Genomic DNA, 23,651 nt, shown 5'->3' on the forward strand with positions numbered 1-23,651 from the left:
TTCGATTTTCTCTAAACAACAGGAGGTGGCACAGCATGCGGTATTTTCGATTTTTATCAGAGGCGAGGCAGCACGATATTTTTTTCAAGCGGCCGGCGGCGATTCATTCAATGACGCCAAAGCATGTACTTGCGCATGCATTAGGTGCTACTTTGTATATGCCTGCGACAAGACAGGATGTAGCAGACATGCTGCTTTCGCAGAAATATGAAGCGCTTTGCTCTGTTGTGTTTTGTTTGGAGGATGCCATCGGTGATCAAGAAGTGGACATGGCCGAACAGAATGTAGTGGCACAATTGGCGAGTCTCAAGGAGAATTTAACTCATTTTCCTGAAACAGCTGAACATTTGCCGCTTTTATTTATTCGGGTGCGTTCGCCGAAGCAGCTGCTCAAAATGGCAGACTTGCTAGGTTCATCTCTTCATTTACTTACGGGTTTTGTGTTCCCGAAGTGTTCCGTTCATAATGCAAAGGCATATTTGGACAGCCTGAAACGGGCTTCGGCACAAAAGAAGACGAAACTTTATGGAATGCCCATTTTGGAAACACCCGATTTATTAGAAAAAGAAACAAGATATGCGGTGTTGTCCGAGTTGAAGCAGATCATGCTGGGTGACGAGGAATATATTTTGAATATTCGCATTGGGGCTACAGATCTTTGTGGGTTATATGGCATTCGCCGTGATCGTGAGACCACTATCTATGAGATCAGACTCATTGCTGATTTGATCACAGATATCATCAATTATTTTGGCCGTTCTTTTGTGATATCTGGTGCTGTATGGGAACATTTTGGCCCGGCACGAAAAGAACAGAAGCCATTCATCCGTGCGCTCTCTAAGGGCGTGGAGTCTTTTTCATCTGAGTTCGATCCTGTACAAGGCTTACTCAAGGAGACAAGGCTGGATGTGGCAAACGGCATACATGGAAAGACAGTGATTCATCCAACACATCTTAAGCCAGTTCAAAGCATGTACGTTGTGACAAAGGAAGAGTACATGGATGCATTAAGCATTTTGGAATATGCAGATGGCACAGTTGGCGTGATGAAGAGTGTATTCTCTAATAAGATGAATGAAACGAAGCCGCATTATCGTTGGGCAGAGCACATTTTAATTAAGTCAGACATTTACGGGGTGTTTCATGAAAATAGAAGCTATATCGACATACTCACAGAAGCAGAAGCTTCATACGCTGAACATCTTGGAACATATGGAGGTTGACCTTGACCTCAAAGAAGGTGCGCTTCAGCTGGAAAAAGAGCATCTTTTTGAAATGGCGGCAAGGGTGAATAAAAAACGAGCCTTTTTATTTGTTAGTAAGGTGCTCGGTAAACATATTCCCGTTCATCCAGTGAAGCCGCTCCTTGTCTCTGGTCTTTTGGCAATGGCTTATGCCAAAGAGCAAACGGGCAAGACGCCCCTGCATCAAGACCGTCTAGTAGAGTCACTCAAGACGGATGACCACGCGACGTTAACAGAAGCCTATGAAGCGCTCAAAAAAGAGAAGCTTTCGGCAGGCAAACAGCCTATCGTGATCGGTTTTGCTGAAACGGCAACAGCACTTGGTCATGGTGTGTTTGACGTGATAGAAGGAGCATCTTACATTCATACGACACGTGAACAGCTGCTAGATTTTGATCCTGCATTGGTATTTGAAGAAGAGCATTCGCATGCAACAGATCAGCTTTGTTATGCAGACGAAGCATTACTTCGTACAGACCGCCCCATTGTGTTAGTAGATGATGAAGTCACGACAGGCCGCACAAATATCAACATCATTCGGGACCTTCATGCAAAGTACCCGCGGAATTCTTATACCATTCTTTCCATTTTGGATTGGCGGACAGAGGAGCACGAGGAAGCCATGCTTCAGCTTCAAGAAGAGCTTGGTATTCACATCACAGCATTGTCTTTATTAAGAGGACAGATGGTCTTTCGGGGCAAAACACTAGATGAGCCTGCTTATTCATATGAGATTACTGAACAAGAGAATAGACCAGATCTCTCTTTTCATTCCCTTCAATCTTTCTTTAGGCAAGTTCCATATTCACTTTCTCATGCAACAAATTTGGCTGGTCATACGCCATATATACATGAAACAGGTCGTTTCGGTTTAAACGAAGCCGATACGGACGCCATCGATCAAGCAGCTGCTGAGGCTGGGCTGAAACTAAAGAAGGAGCGGAAAGGGAAACTGACACTCTGTTTAGGAACAGGTGAGCTGATGTATGTGCCGATGAGACTTGCAGCACATATGGGAGACGGCGTTTTCTTTCATTCAACGACGAGAAGCCCGATCCATCCGGTCGAAAAGGATGGATATGCTGTTCAGAATGGGTTTGCGTTTATGAGTCCAGAGGATGCTCGAATTCAGCACTACGTGTACAACATACCAAAAGATCAATACGATGATGTATTTCTCTTTTTCGAGAAAAAGGTCTCTCAGAGGGCATTGCTTCCGCTTGTTCACTTATTTGCCGAGCGGCATGTGAAGCATGTGCATATTGTGACTTTATCAGACGAGGTGAAGGTGAATGGCTAATGTGTATACAAAAATGGGAAGCTATCCAGAGCAGGATGTAACCTTCTTACTCAAGGATTTATCATCAATTGAGATGGAGAAAAGTACAGAGGAGCGAGAACGTTCTATTCAGAGCGGTGCGCATTATTCAGAAATGCTGCCAATTGAATATAAACCAACGCCATCTTATATGACCTTATTCTATCAATCTCTTGAAGAAAGTAAGCAAAAGGTAGCAGAAGCAGTAGCGGTTGTGGCAGAACAAATTGTGAAAAAGCGAGGCTTCCAAACCGTACTTTGCAGCTTGGCGCGGGCTGGGACACCGATCGGGGTGCTTATCAAACGATATATTCGCAAGACGTATGGTCTCGATCTGCCTCATTACAGCATCTCTATTATTCGAGACCGAGGAATAGACGAGAATGCGCTGCATTATATGCTCAAAGAACATCCAGGCTTTGAGATTGCCTTTATTGATGGCTGGACCGGAAAAGGTGCTATTTCCAAAGAGCTTCAAAAAGCTGTGATTGATTTTGAACATAAATATGAGATTCGTCTTTCTAGTGAGCTGGCTGTGCTGGCTGATCCTGGCTATTGTACCAATGTATACGGAACAAGGGAGGACTTCCTCATTCCAAGTGCCTGCCTGAATTCGACGGTGTCAGGGCTTGTTAGTCGAACGGTATTAAACAACCGCTGGATCAATGCCGATGATTTCCATGGAGCCAAATATTACGAAGAGCTGCTGGATGAGGACGTGTCCAATCTGTATGTGGATACGATTGAAGAAGCATTTTCTTGTCTCGGACCAAATGTAAAAGAAAAAGCAGAGACCATTCTCGCGCAAGGGACGCCTGGTGACTGGCGGGGGATGACATCTATTGAAGCAATCGGTCAGGAATTCGGAATTGAAAATACACATTTGATTAAGCCGGGTGTTGGTGAGACGACCCGTGTGCTGCTCAGAAGAATCCCTTGGAAAATCCTGATTCAGCCTGGGTCTCAGGAGAAGCTTAAGCATATTTTGCTTTTGGCAGAGGACAGAGGCGTTCCAGTCATTGAATATGCGAATATGTCTTACACGTGCTGCGGATTAATTCGCCCAATGGAGCAATCGTCATGAAGAAATGTGCGTTTGCCAGTGATTTAGACCGGACGCTGATATACTCACATCGAATGCTTGAACAGTATGCGTATGAGGGATCATATGATTTAGTTGAGGTATTGGATGAACGGCCGCTTTCCTATATGTCTGTTGAAACGAAAAAAACCTTACAGATGATTCATCAAACAGGCTGGTTCATCCCAGTGACGACAAGAACGACTGCACAATATGAACGGATCACCTTCTTTCAACAAGAGCTCAAACCGGAGTATGCCGTCACGACAAATGGCGGCTGTATCCTTCATCATGGCAAGCCGCTTGAGGATTGGCAGGTCATTGTTGATGAGAGACTCAGAGAGTGTATGCCAGTTAGAGATATGCTGCGGGCCATCTCTGAACTTCCGGTTGCCGCATGGGTCAAGCGCACCCGGACAGCAGAGGGAAGATTTCTTTATTTGATCATGAAGGACGAGCATCTTTCTCACATTCCGCTTGCTGAATTGAAGCTGTGGGGCGAGGAGAGAGGCTGGCAGGTTTCACTTCAGGGCCGGAAGCTCTATTTTATCCCACAGCCGCTCAATAAGTGGGCTGCTGTTGCTTTTCTAAAGGAAAGGCTACAGCTTGAATACGTATATGGTGCGGGCGATTCCTTGTTAGATGCAGATCTCATTCGTCATGCGGATACGGGCTTTGCCCCAAGGCATGGGGAAGTTCTCGACTTTGACCCATCACTTGAGCCGACAGCAGCATCTGGCATGGCTGCGGCAGATGAAATCACCGCTTGTGTCATAAAGCAGATGACCACTGCAAAAAAGCCTTCAATTCGATAGCAGAAGTAGAAGGCTGAATGATATGATAGTAGTAGCTTTCGAGAAAATATAGGAGAAAGGAAGGAGCGGCGTGAGCTATAAAGAAATCAATGTTACCCATACACGGGCGGAGCAGGAAGCCTGGAAAAACGTGCTGAAAAAGCCGCTCCCTGAACGAGACGGCTATGTAAAGGACGAGCATACGTTATCCTTGCCGCATCTCGCCGCCCGGGTCCTTGGAACTCCGCATGATGCAACCGATTATTTTATTTATTTACATGAATTATATGAAACAGACGGCATGCATATTTTAAGTGAATCACTTAATCGTCATATTGAGCCGGAGCATTTTCAAGCTCTTCAACGAATTCATTTGATTAACCAAGAAGAAAAGGGATTGTCCGTGAATCGCTTTGTGGCTTTTTTAGATGGCGAACAGCTGATTGTACGCCATCCAAACCCTGTAATGAACCGGCATATCCGCCTTTCATTGATCAAGGTGTTTGAGCATTTCAAGCAGCTGCATGAGGGCGGATTTCAGCATCCCGATTTCCGCCGCGTCCTACTAGATGTGGTGAAGTTTTCAAATAACCATCTAGGACCATGGCTGAAGGAAGTAAATGTAGAAGAAAAAATGCCGGCAGTCATTTGGTATGGAGAGGCGAATAAAAGTCAGCTTTATTTTCTTTACTATGTCATGCTGATTGGCTGTGATGTTGTGCTATTTCATCCGGAAGGCAAGGATCCGTTCCGCGAATTAGATCCAGAAGAAAAGCTGACTTTTATTGATCAGTATCCGGGGACTTCAAAGCTTGAGCCGTTCCCCACTGAAAAGCCTGAGAGAAAATCAACGGTGGCGTACCGCTCGACAAGAGAGCTTGAAGAGGTGCTTCACACAGAAGATTCAATGCTGTATAAGCCGTGGCAATTCAGAGATCATACACCTCATTCCATTACGTTAAAGACAACGTATGACGAGCTGTTTTTAATTGCGAAAGAACGATCTTTTATCCGCCCTAATTTCAAAGCAGACCGGGACACAATACAGATTCCGAATCTTTTTGCGAAAATGATGGGGGTCACGCGAGACAAGCGTGAATACTGGGACCGTATCCATACATTAATGGAGGGGAAAGAGACGAAGATCATTCACCATTTCCCTTTTACGAAAGAAGTGTCTTCGAATTATCAATTTCATTATCAGCATGCACTTTCTCCTGTGGGAGAGATTGATCCTGAATTATTAATGAAAAGCAATGTGTGGCAGTTTTCTCATTTATATGAGGGCACGCAGCGTGCGATGGCAGAGGCGATATCTCGAATCTGTCAGCATCCGAAGCTAATAAAAGAAGGCCAAGAGACCGAATTAGATATTCGTATTTATTTATTCAAGCAGGTTCTGCATATTAGCCAGGATCTCATTGAACTCATTCAAACCTTTGATTATGCACAAACCGTACCGAAAGTGATTTTATACCATACGGAATACAATGGTGAGCTGACTCGTTCTGATGCGGCTGCCCTGATTTTTCTGAATGAAATGGGTGTGGATCTCTTCGTGTATCATCCGGCGGGATATCAGTGTATAGAGCGGTATATAGATGACCAATTATTTGATATACATTGGCTCGATGAAATGGTCATGAACCAGGAGTTTAAAGAGCCGTCCATCGTCAGAAAGTTATTTCAATCCATTAAAAACCGATAAGGAGATCAAAGCTTATGACAAATACAAACGGAAATGACATCATTTCAATTGATAAAGAGGAAATCACCATTGAGAAGGCAGACGACATTCGCGTTCAGCTTCGAAATGAACCAGAAGTGCAGAACATTGCGAGACAGATTGATGCGAAAAATCAGCTGGATCTGCTTGAATACGGAAAGCAGCCTGCTGTCGAAATCTCTAAGTTTTCTGATCGTATCCTTTCCATGATGCGTTCAACAAGCGTCACAGACTCAGGAACGATGCTCACGCAGCTTGGAAAGATTATGGATCGTTTTGATAAAAATGATTTTGACGAACCAAAGGGTGGTTTATTGTCAAAAATCTTTAAGCGCGGCGGCAGCATGATCGAAAAGATTTTCAGTAAATATCAAACACTCGGTGCAGAAATTGAAAAAATCAATGTGGAAATCAGTAAATATAAAGACGAAATGACCAAATCGACCGTGACGCTTGAAGAAATGTATGAGCATAACATTCAATACTATATGGAGCTTGAAAAATATGTCGTAGCAGGTCAAATGAAAATCGAAGAATTAAAGCAATTGGTTCCATCTTATGAAGAAAAAGCGGCTGGTGGGAACCAGCTGGCACAAATGGAGCTTGATACGCTTCGTAATGGCATTCAAGCGCTGGAAGAGCGTGTATATGACCTTGATATGGCACGGATGGTGGCTCTTCAAACGGCACCGCAAATCCGTTTGCTGCAGCGTGGTAATACGAAATTGATCGGGAAAATCAACTCTGCCTTCATCATCACCATTCCAATTTTCAAAAATGGAATCATTCAAGCTGTCACAGCGAAGAGACAAAAGCTTGTGGCTGATTCAATGAGTGAGCTGGATAGAAGAACAAATGAAATGCTGAAGCGAAATGCTGAAAATATCTCTAGTCAAAGTGTTGAGATTGCCAAGTTATCCGGACGTCCAAGTATCGACATTGAAACGATCGAATCCTCCTTTAATACGATTGTACAGGGGATGAAAGAGACGAAGCAGATCGAAGAGGAAAACAAACGATTACGCGAAGATGGAACAAAACGAATGCTCGAGCTTCAAGATAATATTAAGCGGGCTGCCCTAGAGTCCTAAAAAAACGAGCTGCCTGTAACAAAAGTTGCAGGCAGTTTTTTATAAATTTTATTAAAATTTGAATGAAAAAGGTTTTTATGTGACCATTTTCGGGTAAATCCTGTTCAGGGGAAAGATTCACCCATCAATGAAAAGTCCGGTGTCATGAGCATTCGACTTATTTTTTAGCACAATTAGGAATTTACAGTAAAATATTGTCTGATGAGAGAAAATACCCCGTAAAATATGTAGTTTTTGAAGCATTCTATAGGATTTAAGAGTAAAACGGCGTATGGTCTCTAATCACCAGACCTCTATATGGAATTCATACATATTGTGCGGAAATAAGCGAATTCTAAAGATTGTTCGCATCATAACGCTTATGTTACGGTTATAAAGATGCTAATTTGGAGGGAAAAAATGAATTCTGAAGAGAGAAATATCAAGATCAAGATAAATAATGTATCTAAAATTTTCGGTAAAAATGCTAAAAAAGCATCTCAAATGCTTGAACAAGGGAAAACAAAAAGAGATATCCTAAAAGAGACTGGCGCAACAGTTGGTGTCAATCGAGCAAATTTTGATGTTTATGACGGCGAGATATTTGTCATCATGGGGCTATCAGGGAGCGGAAAGTCCACACTTGTGCGGCTGCTAAATAGGTTAATCGAACCAACCTCCGGAGAAATATATATTGATGGGGATATGATAACAAATATGTCAAAGGATCAATTGCGTGAAGTGAGACGAAAAAAGATGAGCATGGTCTTCCAAAACTTCGCATTGTTCCCGCATCGTACAATTCTGGAGAACACAGAATACGGACTTGAATTGCAAGGTGTAGAAAAAGAAAAACGAAAGCAAAAAGCAATGGATGCACTCAAGCTTGTAGGACTTGAAGGGTTTGAGGATCAGTATCCAAACCAATTAAGTGGAGGAATGCAGCAACGTGTCGGACTAGCTCGGGCACTTGCAAATGATCCAGACATTTTATTAATGGATGAAGCATTCAGTGCGCTTGATCCACTTATTAGAAAGGACATGCAAGACGAGCTATTAGACCTGCATAGTTCGGTCGGCAAAACGATTGTTTTTATTACACATGATTTAGATGAAGCTCTTAGAATTGGTGATCGTATTGTATTAATGAAGGACGGTAACATTGTACAAATTGGTACACCAGAAGAGATATTAATGAATCCTTCAAACGAATATGTAGAGCGATTTGTTGAGGATGTAGATTTGTCTAAAGTGTTGACAGCTGGGAATATTATGAAAAGAGCTGAAACGGTTCAGATTGATAAGGGGCCAAGAGTTGCTCTAACCTTAATGAAAAACTTGGGTATATCTTCGATTTATGCTGTTGATAAACAAAATCGCCTGTTGGGGGTCATTTCTGCTGAAGAGGCGCAGCGTGCAACGGAAAATCAACTGACTTTAAAAGATGTGATCCATCAAAATATGAAAACCATTCACCAAGATACGGTTTTAACTGATCTTTTTGAACTTGTTTCTGAATCCAATATCCCAATTGCTGTAGTAGACGATAAAAACCGTATGAAGGGTATCGTTGTGAAAGGAGCACTCATTGGAGCGCTTGCAGGAAACGATCAATACATTAATTTAATTCATACACAGGAGGTGAACTAAATGCTATCTTTATCATCACTTCCTAGAATCCCTTTAGCAGATTGGATTGATCAATTTATTGATTGGTTAACTGCGACTTTTGGCGGTATATTTGATGGTATTGCTAATGGTTTAGCTGCATTTGTTCAAATGATTACAGATGGTTTAGGATTTGTTCCACCCATCATTTTGACGATTATTTTTGCTGGTATTACGTGGTTTATTAGTAAAAGAGGAATTGCTATCTTTGCTTTAGTTGGTTTCTTTATTATTGATTATCTAGGCTATTGGAGTGCCATGTTACAGACATTATCCTTGGTCTTAACATCTGTTATCATTTCGATTATTATCGGTATTCCAATTGGTATTTGGGCTTCACAGAAAAATACAGTTAGGCAGATTGTTACACCTATTTTAGACTTAATGCAGACAATGCCTGCTTTTGTTTATCTGTTACCTGCTATTTTCTTCTTTAATATTGGGGTAGTACCTGGAGTTGTAGCTTCTGTTATTTTTGCGATGCCTCCAACGATTAGAATGACGATATTAGGTATCCAACAAGTTCCGGCCACTTTAATTGAAGCGACTGAGGCATTTGGTTCGACAACGAGTCAACGATTAATTAAAGTACAGCTGCCACTTGCGACAAAGACCATTATGGCAGGGATTAACCAAAGCATTATGTTAGCCTTATCTATGGTTGTCATTGCATCAATGGTTGGTGCGCCTGGATTAGGTGAAGAAGTATACCGAGCTGTGACTCAATTGAAAACAGGAACTGGTGTAGAGGCAGGGATTGCCATCGTTATTTTGGCTATTGTTCTTGACCGAATTACACAAAATATAAAAACCAAAAAAACTAGGGGGGACGTTTAATGTTTAAGAAAATTGTAGGGATAAGTGCGGCGGCGATTTTGACTTTGGGATTAGCTGCTTGTGGTAGTGCAACAAATAATAAAGATGCAACAGTTGGAGAACAGGTGAAGTATAAAATTACTGGAATTGACCCAGGTGCGGGAATTATGGAAGCTGCAGATAATGCTTTAAAGGATTACGATTTATCTAAGTGGTCAGTGACTTCAGGATCTAGTTCTTCTATGACAGCGTCTTTAAAGAAAGCTTATGATAAAAAAGAACCGATCATCATCACTGGATGGAATCCTCATTGGATGTTTTCTAAGTATGATTTGAAGTATTTAAAAGACCCTAAGGGTGTGTTTGGTGAAGCAGAAGAAATTCACACAATCACAAGGAAAGGTTTTGCAGAGGATCAACCTCAAGCAAATCAATTACTTAGTCAGTTTAACTGGTCTGAAGATGACATGGGAGAAGTCATGCTTGCGATCCAAGAAGGGAAAAAGCCAAAGGATGCGGCTGCGGACTTTGTGAAGAAGCATAAGGATTTAGTAAGTAAATGGACTAAAGGTGTAGATAAGGTAAATGGAGAAAAAATGAAACTTGTCTACGTTGCTTGGGATAGTGAAATTGCTAGTACAAATGTGGTAGGAAAAGTGTTAGAGGATTTAGGTTATAACGTAACATTGACTCAAGTTGAAGCTGGTCCAATGTGGACAGCGATTGCTGATGGAAGCGCAGATGCTTCACTTGCAGCATGGTTGCCACAAACACATAAAGTATACGCAGAGAAATTTAAAGGCAAATATGAAGATGTGGGAACAAGTATGAAAGGTGTTAAAATTGGTCTAGTTGTTCCGACATATATGAAGAACGTGAATTCCATAGAGGATTTGAAAAAATAGCCAATTATGTAACAGTTCCCTTATAATAGAAGGGAGCTATGGAAAAAGCAGTCTGCTCAAAAAGCGGCTGCTTTTTTCTTATACATAAGGATGGTGGACGAGTTGTCGATGATGGATAAGCCAATCATGATTTTCCTGCATGGTGGAGGAGTAAGCAGCTGGATGTGGCAGGAACAGATTGAAACATTTAAAGAAGTATATGATTGCTATACCCCTGATCTCATCGGTCATGGGACAAGAGCAAATGAACAGCCGTTTTCCATGCGAGAAAGCACCCGTGAGATCATCTCATGGATTGAGGAGCATGCGCACGGCCGTACAGTCATTCTCATTGGATTCTCTCTAGGTGCGCAGATTGCCGTTGATATGTTATCGAGAGAGCCAGACATCGTAGACATAGCCGTGATCAATAGCGCCCTTGTGATGCCATTGCCGTGGCTCTATTTGATGGTGAAGCCTATTTTACCTCTTACGTACCCGTTATTAAAGAAAGATTGGTTTATCCAGCATCAAGCTGAAAAGATGGGGATTCCAAAGCATGTACTGGAACATTATGCGGCTGATTCGAAACATTTGCAAAAGGAAATTCTTCTTACAATGTTTCAAGAAAACCTTCATTACAAGCTGCCAGACACGTTTCAGCAAGCAAAAGCACGGATTCTTGTGACAGTAGGAGAAAAGGAAAGAGGCATCATGAAACGGTCAGCGAAAAAAATCACGAATGCACACCCAAAGGCAGAAGGATTCATCGTTCCAGCCATTGGACATACGTTTACTTTTGAAAAGAAAGACCTCTTTACCGAAATGATCAAATGCTTTGTAGAGGCGCGTGAGTTACCAGCTGAATTAATAGAAATCAGGTAGTCATGCCATGATGAAGTGAAGAAAGGCATAAAAGGGGCAGCCGTGTCTTAGAATTTGTATGATATAGATATAAACATGCTTACAGCTGAGCTGTTGCACGACTGGAAGCTCGTGAGCCATAGAAGGAGGAGCTAATGAGAAAAAACTATATCATTTTCGGTGCAAGTCAAGGATTAGGGGATGCTTTTGTGAAAGGTCTTCCTTCAAGTGGAGATACAGTTTGGATTGTGTCACGAAGTGAACCAAGCAGTTTGAACATAGATGACGGAGTACATAGAATTTGGCTGAAAATCGATTTATCAAGCCAAACACATATCCCTTTTATGCTCGAAGCATTGGGGAACAAGGCCATTGATGTCCTGATTTATAATGTGGGTTTATGGGAGAAACGAGGCTTTGAAGACGATTATTCTTTCGATGAGGATCAGCCAGAGGATATCGCTCATTTAATCAATGTGAATGTTACCTCAACCATTACCTACATCCAAGCATTGCTTCCGCACGTAAGGAAATCTGAGAGTGGAAAGATCATCGTGATTGGCTCTACTGCGGGACTCGACCATACGAACCTGCCGCAGGTTTCCTTTGTAGCGTCTAAATTTGGATTGCGCGGGATTGTGAATGCACTGAGAGAGCATGTGAGAAAAGATAAAATATCCGTGACCTGCATCAATCCAGGAGAGCTTGCGGCTGAGATTCCTTATGAAGATGGAGCAGAAAAAGCCATCACCCTATATGATGAAACAAGAATACCTGTGCAAGATATTGTGGAGCTTGCGAGATGCGTGATTCATTTATCAAGGGTATCTTGTGTGAAAGAAATCAACGTCCCAGCGATGACAGATTTGAATGCTTAAATGGTCGGAATAAAGTAGACCACCCGCTTTAAGAAAAGACGGGTGGCTTTTTTTATTTTACGATACATGCTGCTGAAGCGTTTTGTATACAGCCTCAGTCAAAATCTCAATGCCAGTAAAGATAGCAGAGCGGTCGAATGTCATATAAGGATGATGAAGCCCTGGTGTTAAATCACAGCCTAATCCGAGCATCGTGGATTTGATATGCGGAACTTCTGCTGCATAAAAATGAAAATCCTCTCCACCTGTCGTCACGATCGGCGGATCGAGCTGCTCTTTGCCTAAAACGTGTTCAATCGCATCAGACATGATCTGGACGGCATCCTCATTTAATGTCGCAGCTGGCAAACGATGATCTGTTGAAAGTGTAATAGAAGCGCCAAAGGCGTCCGCTACAGAATGACAAGCTCTTTCAATTTCCTTTTCTAGTTCATCCATCACTTCGTTTGTTTGTGCCCGAATATCTAGTGTAAAAGAAGCCTTACCAGGTATGATGTTTGAGCTGCCGCCGCCTGCATTCAGATTGGTCATTTTCACAGAATGCGCTACTCTTGGGTCGACATGTATATGCGCTAGTCTTTGCACGAGGGTAGCAGCGACTTCAATAACATTGATACCGAGGTGTGGGCGTGCACCGTGCGCTTCCTCTCCAATAATTGTTCCGATGTAATGATTACTTGACCCGTGTAAAATCGCTGGAGCGCAGCGTCCGTTTAGTGTTTCTTGAATTGGGCGCACGTGCACTCCGTATAAGTAATCGACATCTGATAACACACCTTTTTCAATCATCTTCAGAGCGCCTCCGCCTCTTTCTTCAGCTGGCTGAAAAATGAACCGGATCGTGCCGTTCGGTCGTTCTTTTTCCTTTAATGCCATGAAGGTGCCGAGGGCCATCGTCATGTGCGCATCGTGACCACATGAATGATTGGCTTGAAACACCCCATCTACTTCCTGCCAAAGTGCATCAATATCGGCTCTCACTGCGACCACTGGTGCGCCTTCTCCAATTTCACCGATCACCCCTGTACAGTCTTCAAATGTTCGTGTCTTGCAGCCCAGCTTCTTTAAAGTGTCTTCGATATAAGCGGTCGTATTCGTTTCTTCCCAGCTTATTTCTGGATGGGCATGCAGGTGCTCAAAGATGTCTGTCACGGTTTGTTTCATTTCGTTTGTCAAAGTTGTCATGAGAAGCCTCCTTGCTGACAGATAATCTGCCAAAACATTCTTTTAGTGAAATAATATTGATCTTAAATATCATCGATGTTTATAATATAACACATCATTTGATTATTCAGAAAATTAAGTGAAATTCTGATCGGGACAAAGGGGTTATGCCAGATGAAAACAGCGACAGTATCAGCACCTAAGAAGCAAAAACGAAAACTTCAAATGCCGGATGCGTATGTGCTCTTATTTATGATTGCACTGATTTGTACCATTGCAACGTATTTTGTACCAGCAGGTGAATTTGACCGAAAAACATCAGGAGATATCACAACAGCCGTTCCTGGCAGCTATCATCGCATTGATCAATCACCAGTGAGTGCGGTTGGCTTTTTCACAGCCATTCAAGAAGGAATGGTGGGGTCATCTTCTATTATTTTTCTGATTTTATTTACTGGCGGAACCATTGCGATCTTGGAACGGACAGGTGCAATTAACGGGATGATTCACCATGTCATCAGCCGGTTTCAAACAAAGCAGTTACTGTTCATTTGTATTGTCGGTGGCTTATTTTCTGTGCTTGGGACGACCGGAATTGTCGTGAACTCTGTCATTGGCTTTATTCCTATCGGCATCATTGTGGCACGATCTTTGAAGTGGGACGCTGTGGCGGGGGCGGCGGTCATTTACATCGGCTGTTATGCCGGCTTTAACGCAACGATTTTATCACCATCTCCACTAGGTTTATCTCAAACGATTGCAGAGCTGCCAATCTTTTCTGGAATTGGTCTTCGTGTCATTATTTATCTTTGCTTTCTGATTTCTAGTATTGTGTACATCTACTTATATACAAGGCGCCTGAAGAATAAAGAAAAGGGAAGCCTTCTTGGCGATCAATGGTTTCCTGCTAAGGGGCTTGGAGGAGCTGAAGCGGAATCAGTGGACAAGCCTGCCTTTACCAGCAGACATAAGCTGATTTTAGCGGTGTGTGGTTTGTCACTTGGGGGCTTTTTATATGGCGCGCTTCAGCTTGGCTGGACCGATAAGGAAATGGCGGGTGTGTTTATTTTTATGGCGATCGCTGCTGGACTGCTTGGCGGATTAGCAGCCAATGATATTGCGAAAACGTTTATTGTCGGCTGTCAAAGCCTTGTATACGGCGCACTTATTGTCGGGATGGCGCGCTGCATTTCAGTTATTCTAGAAAACGGTAAATTGCTTGATACAGTGGTCAATGGCTTGGCGAGTATGCTGACAGGATTTAGTCCAATTGCTGGTGCGATCGGGATGTATATGGCAAGTGCGCTTCTTCACTTTTTGATTTCATCAGGGTCAGGAGAAGCTGTTGTCTTTATTCCGATTCTTGCGCCGCTGGCTGATTTAATGGGCATCACGAGACAGGTAGCTGTAGAAGCTGTCATGCTCGGCGAAGGAGTAGTCAACTGTGTCAATCCTACTTCAGGTGTGTTGATGGCTGTGCTTGCAGCAAGTGGTATTCCTTATGTGAAGTGGCTGCGTTTTATGGTGCCGCTTGCGCTCATTTGGTTTGTCATCGGTCTTGTGTTTATTTGTATCGGAGTGATGATCAACTGGGGACCTTATTAAATATGTATGAAGCTGCTGAAGAGAGTTTGGCAGCTTTTTTTGTGGAAATATGTATGGAAACAGCGGTTTTAAAGCACAATAAGTGTGTTCACAAATTCGCTACATATTTTTTTGAGTAACCCCCTTGCAAAAGTTTGTGAAATATTGCACAATAAGTATGTGAAATACTTCACAAATAAACACAACCTAGTTTTACTCAGGAGGATGAGGAAACATGACAAACGAAAAAGTAAACAAAGTAGCACTTATTGGAGCAGGTTTCGTCGGCAGTAGTTATGCCTTTACATTAATAAATCAAGCGATCACAGATGAATTGGTTGTGATTGATCTGAATCAAGACAAAGCAATGGGTGACGTAATGGATTTAAACCACGGGAAAGCATTTGCCCCGCATCCTGTGAATACGTGGTATGGAGATTATGAGGATTGTAAGGATGCAGATATTGTGTGTATCTGTGCTGGAGTGAACCAAAAGCCAGGTGAAACGAGACTTGACCTTGTTGAGAAAAATTTAAATATCTTTAAAGGCATTGTAGACAATGTGATGAAAAGCGGATTCGATGGCATTTTCTTAGTTGCCACAAACCCTGTTGATATTTTGACATATGCCACTTGGAAATTCAGTGGACTTCCAAAAGAACGAGTGATTGGTAGTGGGACCACTCTTGATACCGCAAGATTTAGATACATGCTCAGTGAGTATTTTGAAGCAGCGGCACACAACGTGCATGCGTACATCATTGGAGAGCATGGTGATACAGAGCTTGCTGTTTGGAGTCATGCGAATATCGGGAGTGTACCGATTACAGAATTAATGAAGAGAAATGATCAATACAAACAAGAAGACTTAGATGAAATCATGGAAAATGTCCGTCACGCCGCATACCAAATTATTGAGAAAAAAGGTGCCACTTACTACGGCGTAGCGATGAGTTTAGCCCGCATCACAAGAGCGATCTTGCACAATGAAAACAGCATTTTGACTGTCAGCACTTATTTAGATGGAGAGTACGAAGCAGAAGATGTCTACATTGGTGTACCTGCCCTTGTGAACCGAAATGGTGCAACAGAAATTATGGAGCTTGCACTGGACGAGACGGAAAAAGAAAAGTTCGCACACAGTGTAAATGTGCTAAAAGAGATTTTGGCTCCTCATTTTTAATCAATCAAAGACAATCTATCTGAGCAGAAAAGGATGAATCACTATGTGGCAGCAAATATATGATCCGTTTGGTAATGAGTTCGTAAGTGCATTGGTGGCAATGCTTCCAATTTTATTTTTTCTATTTGCATTAACCGTATTTAAGTTAAAAGGTGTTTTAGCCGCTTGTTTTACCTTAATCGTCAGTTTTGTAACAGCTGTTTTCTTCTTTCATATGCCAGTTGAAAAGGCACTATCTGCTGTGCTGCTCGGTATATCTAATGGGCTGTGGCCGATTGGATATATCGTCATCATGGCCGTATGGCTCTATAAAATTGCTGTGAAATCTGGAAAATTTGATGTCATTCGTTCTAGTATTGCAGGAATATCTCAAGATCAACGTCTTCAGCTCTTATTAATTGGTTTTAGTTTTAACGCATTTTTAGAAGGAGCAGCTGGGTTTGGGGTACCGATAGCGATCAGTGCCGCCCTCTTAACAGAGCTTGGATTTAAGCCACTCAAAGCCGCAATGCTCTGCTTAATTGCCAATGCTGCGTCTGGCGCATTTGGTGCAGTGGGCATCCCAGTCATTACAGGGGCGCAAATGGGCAATATGACGCCGCTCGCTTTATCTCAAACCCTTGTGTATACGATCCCATTTATTTCTTTCTGTATCCCGTTTCTACTCATTTTGATTGTAGACGGCTTCAAAGGGATCAAAGAAACGCTGCCAGCCTTGCTTGTTGTTAGTGGAAGTTATGCGATTTTGCAAGCTGTAACGATGGTGATGATGGGCCCTGAGCTTGCCAACATTATTTCAGCCTTAGCAAGTATGGGAATTTTGGCTTTATTTCTTCGAAAATGGCAGCCAAAACACATTTATCGTGAAGAAGGAGCACCAGCCATTGAACAGAAACAAACGTATCGCGGAGTTGAAGTCTTGAAAGCATGGTCTCCATTCTATATTTTAACTGCCGTTATTACTGTATGGAGTCTGCCAGCATTTAAAGCATTGTTTGCTGTAGGAGGACCACTCAATTGGACGACGATTTTAGTGAAAATGCCGTTTCTACATCAGCAAATTGTGAAATTACCACCAATTGCACAAACAGAAACCCCCATTGATGCGATCTTTAAAATTGATGTCATCAGTGCAACAGGTACTGCCATTTTCATTGCGGTCATGCTGACAGGATTGCTTAGTAAACATATTAAATTAACAGAAGGCGCTGCCTGCTTAAAAGCAGCGGTGAAGGAGCTGTGGGTACCTGTTCTCACCATTTGTTTTGTCATGGGTTTTGCAGGCTTGGCGAACTTTGCCGGACTGAGCTCTGCAATTGGACTTGCGCTTGCAAAAACAGGCGATTTGTTCCCGCTTGTCAGCCCAGTACTTGGCTGGATCGGTGTGTTTATTACGGGATCTGTCGTGAGTAACAACGCATTATTCGGTAACCTTCAAGCGGTCACTGCTTCTCAAATCGGCTCACAGGCAGGTTTGTTAATCGGTGCGAATACAACCGGTGGTGTCATGGCGAAGTTAATTTCTCCACAATCAATCGCCATCGCTACAGCAGCCGTTGGAGAAACAGGTAAAGAATCTGAGCTATTCCAAAAGACAGTGAAGTACAGTGTCATCCTGCTTGCCATCGTGTGTATATGGACGTTCATTCTTGCTCAATTTGTATAGGTTTTAAAAAAGACTGAGAGCCATATCAGTCTTTTTTTGTTTATGTAGATTCTCTTGTCACGAGCCGGGTAGGCAGCTGAATATGTTCACGCTCTAATGGTTTTTGGTTTTGCAGGAGCTGGATCATTTGCTGCACAGACCGCTGGCCAAGCTCTACGATCGGGATGTCGATGGTGGTGATCGTTGGAGCCGTCACCTCGCAAATGTCTTGGTTGTCATAGCCGATAACCGCTAGATCCTCGGGGATTTGATAACCATATGAAATGGCTTGTTTAATGAGCCCTGCTGCGACTTGATCATTGCCGGTAAAAATGGCATCAGGTGTATCCGGCATGTCATGGATCAAATCCATTAAGCGAAAGCCGTCTTCAATGGTAAAGGCCTCCCCAAACAGCCAATCTTCATTTAGCGGCAAACCGTGAGCAGAAAGCGCATCAAGATAGCCCTGTCTTCTTTGTTTCTGTGCCTCACTACTTTCTGTATCAAAGCAAAACCCAATCGATTTACGTCCTGACCGAATCAAATAGTCAACAGCTTTATAGGCGGCTTCGCGCTCATCGTATCCAATAATCGGGATGTCTGCTGTTTGATGATATTCATTCGCCATGACAATGGGGCCGTTTGCTAAAAACGGCTCGATCTTTTCCCACTTATTTTCTAATGCCCCTAAGATGACGCCATCTACTTCTTTTCTTTTTAATAATTGAAGCCCTTCGATCTCTAGGGATTCTTGGTAAAACGTCTGGAGCACGATAGCTTTATACCCTTGATCCAGTGCTTCCTTTGAAATGCCTTTAATCAATTGTGCAAAAAAAGGATGGTCCACAGCCGGGACAGACACAGCAATGGTCTTTGTCTGATGTGAACGAAGGGTGCGAGCCGCTGAACTCGGCGTATACTCCATTTCCTTCATCACCTGTAAAATGTGCTGCCGCTTTTCCTCTGACACATATGGATGATGATTCAGCACCCTAGAAACAGTAGTGGTTGAAACCCCGCAGCGCTTGGCAATTTCATAAATTGTACACATATTAACAAATCCTTTACACAAAGTTATTGTTCTGAAATCGATAACATCATTTACAATGTGAAACAAGTTAAATATTAACAAATGGAATTGATTAATTGGAGGGAATGGAATGCAAATATTGACGAAGATATCAGGTAAAAGCAAGGATTATCTACCTTTGCTGGATATGATCAATCAAGGTGTTCAAGTAAAGTCTGATTCAGTTGAAAAGCATCTAGCGAATGAAAAGCTGGTGACGTTCCTGGAGCAAGATATTGAGCACACGGGCTTGGAAAAAATTCTCTTCCATTATAAACAAAATAAGGAAAAAAAGATACCGTTCCTGCCAGTTGATAAATTGATTTCAGAGGATGAGATCGATGATATTATGCAGGTGCTGAAAGAAGTATTGAATTCTGGCCGTTTTACTTCAGGGCCATATATTCCACGTTTTGAAAAAACGCTCGCTGAGTACTTAGGAAAAAAATATGTCATTGCCACGTCAAGTGGAACAGATGCCCTCATGATCAGCCTCATATCAGCAGGCGTCCATCCAGGAGACGAGGTCATTCTGCCAGCCAATAGCTTTGCTGCAACAGAAAATGCAGTACTTGCCGTTGGGGCTGTTCCGGTTTATGCCGATATTGACCCAGACACCTACTGTCTGGCACCGAGTGAAATAGAGAAACATATCACGGATAAGACGGTATGCATTCTTCCGGTTCATTTATATGGAAAGCAAGCGGATATGAAGGCCATTTCGGCAATTGCGAAGCAGCATGGTCTGAAAATCATTGAGGATGGCTGTCAGGCGATTGGCAGCAGCGGTCTTGGGGCATTTGGAGACGGACTTGTTCTCAGCTTTAACCCATACAAAAATCTCGGAGTCTGCGGAAAGGCAGGAGCCATCGCAACGAATGATAAAGCCTTAGCCGAAAAATGCATGGAGATCAGCTATCACGGCTTTGAACCTGGAAAGAAAAATGTCAAACGCAGTGACTACGGCTTTAATTCCAAGATCGATAACTTGCAGGCAGCGATCGGACTAGAAAGGATGAAGTATTTAGGTCTGCAAAACTTTAAACGTTTTTACTTAGCAAAGCGATACATTGATCAGCTGCAATCGCTTGAGGATAAAGGGTATATTAAGCTTTCGAAGTTGACGGATGATCATGTATGGCATCTATTCCCAATCAGGGTGCTGAAAGGAGACCGAGATGAGCTGGCGGCGCAATTGCTGGAGATGGGCATAGAGACAGATGTCTATTACCCAATTCTATCGCATCAGCATCAAACAAATCTTGTTTCTCAAAACTATAAACAAACGACGCTTCCGCACACAGAAAAAGCAGCACAGCAATTGCTCCATTTGCCACTTTACCCAGGAATGCCGCTGCAAGATCAGGAGAAAGTCATCGAGGGGGTCCGTCATGTTCTCAAATCTTCCATTCAATAAAAAGCTGTTAAATCAGCCGCAGAACCCTCAGTGGATCGTCTTCTGTGACTTTGATGAAACCTATTATTCTCACGGGATGACGGAGAAGCAGAGGGAGGATGTAAAGCGGCTGGAAGCATTTGTGGCAGAAAAGAGTGAAGCAGGGCAGCTCATGCTGGGCTGGGTGACGGGAAGCAGCCTCGATTCTGTCACGAGCAAAATGGAAAAAGGCGGCTTCAGCCAATTTCCGCATTTCATTGCGTCGAACTTAGGAACTGAGATTGTGTATACGTCGGATGCTCAATTTGGACAGCCAGATGCGGAATGGATGAAACGGCTGGATGCACAGGGTTTTTCAGATGAAAAAATCGAAGACATCCTGCAAACCGTACGTGAAAAGGGGATTACCCTCAAGGCGCAAACGCAGCTGGGCAGCTCAGGATATAAGAAGAATTTCTATTATCAGGAGCAGGATGAACGGACAGACCTTCATCATCTCTCGTTCATACAAACGCTTGCCAAGGAGCGGGGTGTGGCAGTCAACATCAACAAATGCAACCCACTCGCAGGAGACCCTGCGGATTGCTATGATGTCGATTTTTTACCAGTCGGGACAGGAAAGGATGAAATTGTCCGCTTTATGCTGAGTCAATATGATCTATCAAAAGACCAAGGCTTTGCCTTTGGAGATAGTGGGAACGATTTGAAGATGCTTCAATCCGTCACGCACGGGTTTCTCGTCCAAAATGCGACGGCCGAGGCCAAACGGCACCATCACCAAATTTGTCATCATGGGTATGCAAAAGGAATCTACGAAACACTGAAAACAGTGATGTATAAACATGAGGAGGCACATTCATGAAGAAAATTGGAATTGTTGGAGCTGGGAATATTGCAAAAGCACATGCAAGAGCATTATCAACGATCAAAGGTGCAGAATTATCTGGAGTCTATGATTTGCACGAATCAGTAGCACAGGGATTCATTAAACAGTACGGAGGGCGGGTGTATTCAAGTATCGATACGCTAGCGGATGCATCTGATGGGTTGATCATTGCCTCCCCTAATTTTTGTCACAAGGACCATGCCCTTCAGGCGCTAAGAGCGGGACAGCCGATTTTATGCGAAAAACCGATGGCTGTGTCGTTGAAAGAAGCGAAGGAAATGGTGGAGACAGCCAAACAGTTCCAGGTTCAGGCCAGTATTGGTTTTAACTATCGGTACTTATCCTTTGTGAATATTTTGAAGAACTTAATTGCCAACGGTGAATTGGGCCGAATTTTAACAGTCAGGACACACTTTAAGAAAAATAGTGCCCTCAGGAGAAAAACATTTTCGTGGAGAGACAGCGGCGAGAGTCTGCGTACAAGCGGCGCTCTGGGGGATCTTGGGATTCATTTGATTGATATGCTGTGGTACTTATTTGGCAGTGAAATGAAAAAAGAATCTCTTAACACGAAGATGCTGACACATGTAAAGGAAAAAGAAGAGAAAAAGGTGCAGGTCGATGATCATACCGAAATTTTTGGGCAAATGGAGAATCAAGTGTTCTTTCATTTGGTGACGTCTAAAAGCTCGCAGCCTGAGGAATGTGGATTTAGTGTAGAAGTGATTGGCCATGACAAGGTATTCAAATACCATACGAACATGAAAAACGAATATGAAATTAGTGATGGTTTAAGTGTAGAACGTCATCAAATGCCGCAAACCCTGCTGACTGATCCGCTTAATGAATTTTACGGATGGTCCGATACATTCCGTGATCAGCTATTGCATTGGGTGAATACAGATCCATACCCATCTCATATGAAGGTGGCTGATTTTGAAGATGGATATCGCGCGCAGGCTGCGCTCAATACGTGCTTCGAGAGGGAAGAGGCTGTCGTTTCTGCCCGTGCATATTAAAGAGGTGGAGCGGAGGATTTATGACTCCGCTCCTTTTTAGAGGAAGTGAAAAGATGAAAAAAGTGTTTTATTTTGGCTGTGTCTTTTATTTTTTTATTGGGACCATTCATGTGTTTTTTGGCAGCTTAACTCCTTATTTGCTGTCTAGTTATGATAAGGGTCCCGGGGAATTATCTTCTTTAATCTTTTTTCAGTTTATTGGTTTTTTGACAGGTGTTCTTTTATCCCCCATTCTTGTGAGAAAAAAAGGCTATGGCGCAGTTCTGACCATGGGTTTGCTGCTGATGATCGGCTCACTTCTCCTTGGGCTTTTGGTGCCGGGCTGGACAACGCTTGTGCTGGCAGGGTTTTTTCTTGGGAGCGGTGCGGGCAGTCTTGAGACAACAGCTGGGGCGTATGTGATTTCAATGGCAAACAGTGCTAAACGAATTAGCATCATGGAAGTCTTTTTTGGATTGGGTGCACTCCTATTCCCTCTTTTGATTCTGCTGACCGTCACAGAACAGACGTGGCATTATGTGTTTTTATTTCAGGTGGGTGCGCTGACATTTTTCCTCATGCTCTGGCTTGTCTTTATGAACAAATTGCCTCATGGGCAGATGGCAGCTCCTTCTCAAAAGATGAAGAAGCCGTCTTTGCTTGTTGATCGCAGCAATCGAATGATTGTCGTGCTCATGATATGTTTTGCTTTTTTCTATGCAGGGATTGAAACGAACTTTGCGAACTTTTTGCCGTCTATCATGCTGGAAAAAGGGGGGGACAATTGGGGTCTCTTTGCTGTCTCCACTTTTTGGACGGCGATTGTCATCGGCAGAACCGTGATTGCGAGAAAAGCAGATCAGCTGCATCCGCTGCGTTTTTTAAAGCTCAGTGCAGCTCTCATGATCCTGCTGCTCGTTGTATTTGCACTGACAACCCACATAGCCGCACAGCTGATTCTCATCTTTTTCATCGGCTTGTGCGCAGCTGGCATGTTTCCAATTGCGCTGACTGCCTCTGCATTAATGATTGAAAATGCCATCGACGAGGCAACGAGTTATTTTATTGCAGCCGCGAGTTTGGGCGGAGCCTGCTTGTCCTTTTTCATTGGATTTAGCCTTGAATGGGCAGGAGCGGCAAGTGCCATCTTTGTTTTCGCCTTCTTAGCCGTTCTTCTGTTTGCGGCTGCTATTCAAATGAATCGCTTCAGGAAAAGAGAAACGGCCCTTCCGCAGCAGTCGGCGCTGAAAGCAGATCGGTAGGTAAGCAGCGTACCCAATGGCTCCTCTTTTTTTGAGTCCGCCTGAAAAGATGACAAAGGACTTGTACTAAAACACAGAAAGTTTGAATAACATGTACAAGTCAGCATCAAAAGGAGGACGT

The 23,651-nt window shown here is 43.1% G+C and carries 20 protein-coding genes; 18 read left to right on the forward strand and 2 right to left on the reverse strand.

The annotated features are described in order from the left end of the window. Positions 1 to 35: 35 nt before the first annotated feature. The 11 genes from NPA43_RS01670 to NPA43_RS01720 all read left to right on the forward strand — a co-directional run bounded on the left by NPA43_RS01670 (position 36) and on the right by NPA43_RS01720 (position 12,343). Entirely contained in the window at positions 36 to 1,223 is a 1,188-nt protein-coding gene (locus NPA43_RS01670; RefSeq protein ID WP_256499271.1) for an HpcH/HpaI aldolase/citrate lyase family protein, read from the forward strand. Then, positions 1,213 to 2,544 carry a phosphoribosyltransferase family protein gene (locus NPA43_RS01675; RefSeq protein ID WP_256499645.1) on the forward strand — a complete coding sequence of 444 codons (1,332 nt, stop codon included), beginning with the start codon at positions 1,213 to 1,215 and terminating at the stop codon, positions 2,542 to 2,544. Before NPA43_RS01670 ends, NPA43_RS01675 begins: the two co-directional genes overlap by 11 nt. After that, positions 2,537 to 3,646, forward strand: a complete 1,110-nt coding sequence (locus tag NPA43_RS01680) for a cysteine protease StiP family protein (protein WP_256499272.1) — start codon at positions 2,537 to 2,539, stop codon at positions 3,644 to 3,646. The genes NPA43_RS01675 and NPA43_RS01680 overlap by 8 nt, the downstream gene beginning before the upstream one ends. After that, the gene (locus NPA43_RS01685; RefSeq protein WP_256499273.1) at positions 3,643 to 4,458 is read left to right on the forward strand and encodes an HAD family hydrolase; all 816 of its coding nucleotides are present in this window, start codon (positions 3,643 to 3,645) and stop codon (positions 4,456 to 4,458) included. Before NPA43_RS01680 ends, NPA43_RS01685 begins: the two co-directional genes overlap by 4 nt. Before the next feature lie 70 nt (positions 4,459 to 4,528). Next, positions 4,529 to 6,145, forward strand: a complete 1,617-nt coding sequence (locus NPA43_RS01690) for a YceG family protein (RefSeq protein WP_256499274.1) — start codon at positions 4,529 to 4,531, stop codon at positions 6,143 to 6,145. A gap of 14 nt (positions 6,146 to 6,159) precedes the next feature. Beyond that, on the forward strand, positions 6,160 to 7,254 hold the full coding sequence (locus tag NPA43_RS01695; protein ID WP_099726139.1) for a toxic anion resistance protein: 1,095 nt from the start codon (positions 6,160 to 6,162) through the stop codon (positions 7,252 to 7,254). A 399-nt stretch (positions 7,255 to 7,653) separates the two neighbouring features. Next, positions 7,654 to 8,883, forward strand: a complete 1,230-nt coding sequence (locus NPA43_RS01700) for a quaternary amine ABC transporter ATP-binding protein (RefSeq protein ID WP_099726138.1) — start codon at positions 7,654 to 7,656, stop codon at positions 8,881 to 8,883. Further along, a complete protein-coding gene (opuAB, locus tag NPA43_RS01705) occupies positions 8,884 to 9,738 on the forward strand; it encodes a glycine/proline betaine ABC transporter permease subunit OpuAB (protein WP_099726137.1) in 855 nt (284 codons plus the stop codon). Next, positions 9,738 to 10,622: a glycine betaine ABC transporter substrate-binding protein gene (locus NPA43_RS01710; protein ID WP_230031242.1), complete on the forward strand. Its 885-nt coding sequence runs from the start codon at positions 9,738 to 9,740 to the stop codon at positions 10,620 to 10,622. Before opuAB ends, NPA43_RS01710 begins: the two co-directional genes overlap by 1 nt. Positions 10,623 to 10,730: 108 nt before the next feature. Next, on the forward strand, positions 10,731 to 11,486 hold the full coding sequence (locus tag NPA43_RS01715) for an alpha/beta fold hydrolase (RefSeq protein ID WP_256499275.1): 756 nt from the start codon (positions 10,731 to 10,733) through the stop codon (positions 11,484 to 11,486). Positions 11,487 to 11,620: 134 nt separating this feature from the next. Then, positions 11,621 to 12,343 (forward strand): SDR family oxidoreductase, encoded by a 723-nt coding sequence (locus NPA43_RS01720; RefSeq protein ID WP_099726134.1) that lies wholly within the window; start codon positions 11,621 to 11,623, stop codon positions 12,341 to 12,343. A 57-nt stretch (positions 12,344 to 12,400) separates the two neighbouring features. Here NPA43_RS01720 and NPA43_RS01725 read toward each other — a convergent pair whose 3' ends face one another. Beyond that, positions 12,401 to 13,528, reverse strand: coding sequence for a M20 peptidase aminoacylase family protein (locus NPA43_RS01725; RefSeq protein WP_099726133.1), 1,128 nt, complete (start codon positions 13,526 to 13,528; stop codon positions 12,401 to 12,403). Positions 13,529 to 13,681: 153 nt separating this feature from the next. Between NPA43_RS01725 and NPA43_RS01730 the strand changes: the two genes are divergently transcribed. The 3 genes from NPA43_RS01730 to NPA43_RS01740 all read left to right on the forward strand — a co-directional run bounded on the left by NPA43_RS01730 (position 13,682) and on the right by NPA43_RS01740 (position 17,940). Beyond that, positions 13,682 to 15,112: a YfcC family protein gene (locus NPA43_RS01730; RefSeq protein WP_249705170.1), complete on the forward strand. Its 1,431-nt coding sequence runs from the start codon at positions 13,682 to 13,684 to the stop codon at positions 15,110 to 15,112. A gap of 214 nt (positions 15,113 to 15,326) precedes the next feature. Next, positions 15,327 to 16,274, forward strand: a complete 948-nt coding sequence (locus tag NPA43_RS01735; RefSeq protein ID WP_230031245.1) for an L-lactate dehydrogenase — start codon at positions 15,327 to 15,329, stop codon at positions 16,272 to 16,274. 43 nt (positions 16,275 to 16,317) lie between these two features. Then, entirely contained in the window at positions 16,318 to 17,940 is a 1,623-nt protein-coding gene (locus NPA43_RS01740; RefSeq protein WP_256499276.1) for an L-lactate permease, read from the forward strand. Positions 17,941 to 17,980: 40 nt separating this feature from the next. Here NPA43_RS01740 and NPA43_RS01745 read toward each other — a convergent pair whose 3' ends face one another. Then, positions 17,981 to 18,970, reverse strand: coding sequence for a LacI family DNA-binding transcriptional regulator (locus tag NPA43_RS01745; RefSeq protein ID WP_099726129.1), 990 nt, complete (start codon positions 18,968 to 18,970; stop codon positions 17,981 to 17,983). A 109-nt stretch (positions 18,971 to 19,079) separates the two neighbouring features. Here NPA43_RS01745 and NPA43_RS01750 point away from each other — a divergent pair, with 109 nt between their 5' ends. Genes NPA43_RS01750 through NPA43_RS01765 form a run of 4 tightly spaced genes read left to right on the forward strand, consistent with a single transcriptional unit; the run spans position 19,080 to position 23,530 of the window. Further along, positions 19,080 to 20,405, forward strand: coding sequence for a DegT/DnrJ/EryC1/StrS family aminotransferase (locus tag NPA43_RS01750; protein WP_256499277.1), 1,326 nt, complete (start codon positions 19,080 to 19,082; stop codon positions 20,403 to 20,405). Beyond that, positions 20,380 to 21,246 (forward strand): HAD-IIB family hydrolase, encoded by an 867-nt coding sequence (locus NPA43_RS01755; RefSeq protein WP_099726127.1) that lies wholly within the window; start codon positions 20,380 to 20,382, stop codon positions 21,244 to 21,246. The genes NPA43_RS01750 and NPA43_RS01755 overlap by 26 nt, the downstream gene beginning before the upstream one ends. Continuing rightward, positions 21,243 to 22,289 carry a Gfo/Idh/MocA family protein gene (locus tag NPA43_RS01760; protein WP_099726126.1) on the forward strand — a complete coding sequence of 349 codons (1,047 nt, stop codon included), beginning with the start codon at positions 21,243 to 21,245 and terminating at the stop codon, positions 22,287 to 22,289. Before NPA43_RS01755 ends, NPA43_RS01760 begins: the two co-directional genes overlap by 4 nt. A gap of 53 nt (positions 22,290 to 22,342) precedes the next feature. Further along, positions 22,343 to 23,530, forward strand: coding sequence for an MFS transporter (locus NPA43_RS01765; RefSeq protein WP_099726125.1), 1,188 nt, complete (start codon positions 22,343 to 22,345; stop codon positions 23,528 to 23,530). Positions 23,531 to 23,651 lie beyond the last annotated feature (121 nt).

Origin of the sequence: Bacillus pumilus (assembly GCF_024498355.1) — a bacterium.
Classification (GTDB): Bacteria; Bacillota; Bacilli; order Bacillales; family Bacillaceae; genus Bacillus; species Bacillus pumilus_P.

What these genes read in the sequence shown, in the direction of transcription:
- NPA43_RS01730 (WP_249705170.1), top strand. Translation starts at nt 13,682, where the DNA reads ATGAAAACAGCGACAGTATCAGCACCTAAGAAGCAAAAACGAAAACTT.
- opuAB (WP_099726137.1), top strand. Translation starts at nt 8,884, where the DNA reads ATGCTATCTTTATCATCACTTCCTAGAATCCCTTTAGCAGATTGGATT.
- NPA43_RS01750 (WP_256499277.1), top strand. Translation starts at nt 19,080, where the DNA reads ATGCAAATATTGACGAAGATATCAGGTAAAAGCAAGGATTATCTACCT.
- NPA43_RS01695 (WP_099726139.1), top strand. Translation starts at nt 6,160, where the DNA reads ATGACAAATACAAACGGAAATGACATCATTTCAATTGATAAAGAGGAA.
- NPA43_RS01700 (WP_099726138.1), top strand. Translation starts at nt 7,654, where the DNA reads ATGAATTCTGAAGAGAGAAATATCAAGATCAAGATAAATAATGTATCT.
- NPA43_RS01735 (WP_230031245.1), top strand. Translation starts at nt 15,327, where the DNA reads ATGACAAACGAAAAAGTAAACAAAGTAGCACTTATTGGAGCAGGTTTC.
- NPA43_RS01710 (WP_230031242.1), top strand. Translation starts at nt 9,738, where the DNA reads ATGTTTAAGAAAATTGTAGGGATAAGTGCGGCGGCGATTTTGACTTTG.
- NPA43_RS01675 (WP_256499645.1), top strand. Translation starts at nt 1,213, where the DNA reads ATGGAGGTTGACCTTGACCTCAAAGAAGGTGCGCTTCAGCTGGAAAAA.
- NPA43_RS01745 (WP_099726129.1), bottom strand. Translation starts at nt 18,970, where the DNA reads ATGTGTACAATTTATGAAATTGCCAAGCGCTGCGGGGTTTCAACCACT.
- NPA43_RS01760 (WP_099726126.1), top strand. Translation starts at nt 21,243, where the DNA reads ATGAAGAAAATTGGAATTGTTGGAGCTGGGAATATTGCAAAAGCACAT.
- NPA43_RS01715 (WP_256499275.1), top strand. Translation starts at nt 10,731, where the DNA reads ATGATGGATAAGCCAATCATGATTTTCCTGCATGGTGGAGGAGTAAGC.
- NPA43_RS01685 (WP_256499273.1), top strand. Translation starts at nt 3,643, where the DNA reads ATGAAGAAATGTGCGTTTGCCAGTGATTTAGACCGGACGCTGATATAC.
- NPA43_RS01680 (WP_256499272.1), top strand. Translation starts at nt 2,537, where the DNA reads ATGGCTAATGTGTATACAAAAATGGGAAGCTATCCAGAGCAGGATGTA.
- NPA43_RS01765 (WP_099726125.1), top strand. Translation starts at nt 22,343, where the DNA reads ATGAAAAAAGTGTTTTATTTTGGCTGTGTCTTTTATTTTTTTATTGGG.
- NPA43_RS01670 (WP_256499271.1), top strand. Translation starts at nt 36, where the DNA reads ATGCGGTATTTTCGATTTTTATCAGAGGCGAGGCAGCACGATATTTTT.
- NPA43_RS01740 (WP_256499276.1), top strand. Translation starts at nt 16,318, where the DNA reads ATGTGGCAGCAAATATATGATCCGTTTGGTAATGAGTTCGTAAGTGCA.
- NPA43_RS01725 (WP_099726133.1), bottom strand. Translation starts at nt 13,528, where the DNA reads ATGACAACTTTGACAAACGAAATGAAACAAACCGTGACAGACATCTTT.
- NPA43_RS01755 (WP_099726127.1), top strand. Translation starts at nt 20,380, where the DNA reads ATGTTCTCAAATCTTCCATTCAATAAAAAGCTGTTAAATCAGCCGCAG.
- NPA43_RS01720 (WP_099726134.1), top strand. Translation starts at nt 11,621, where the DNA reads ATGAGAAAAAACTATATCATTTTCGGTGCAAGTCAAGGATTAGGGGAT.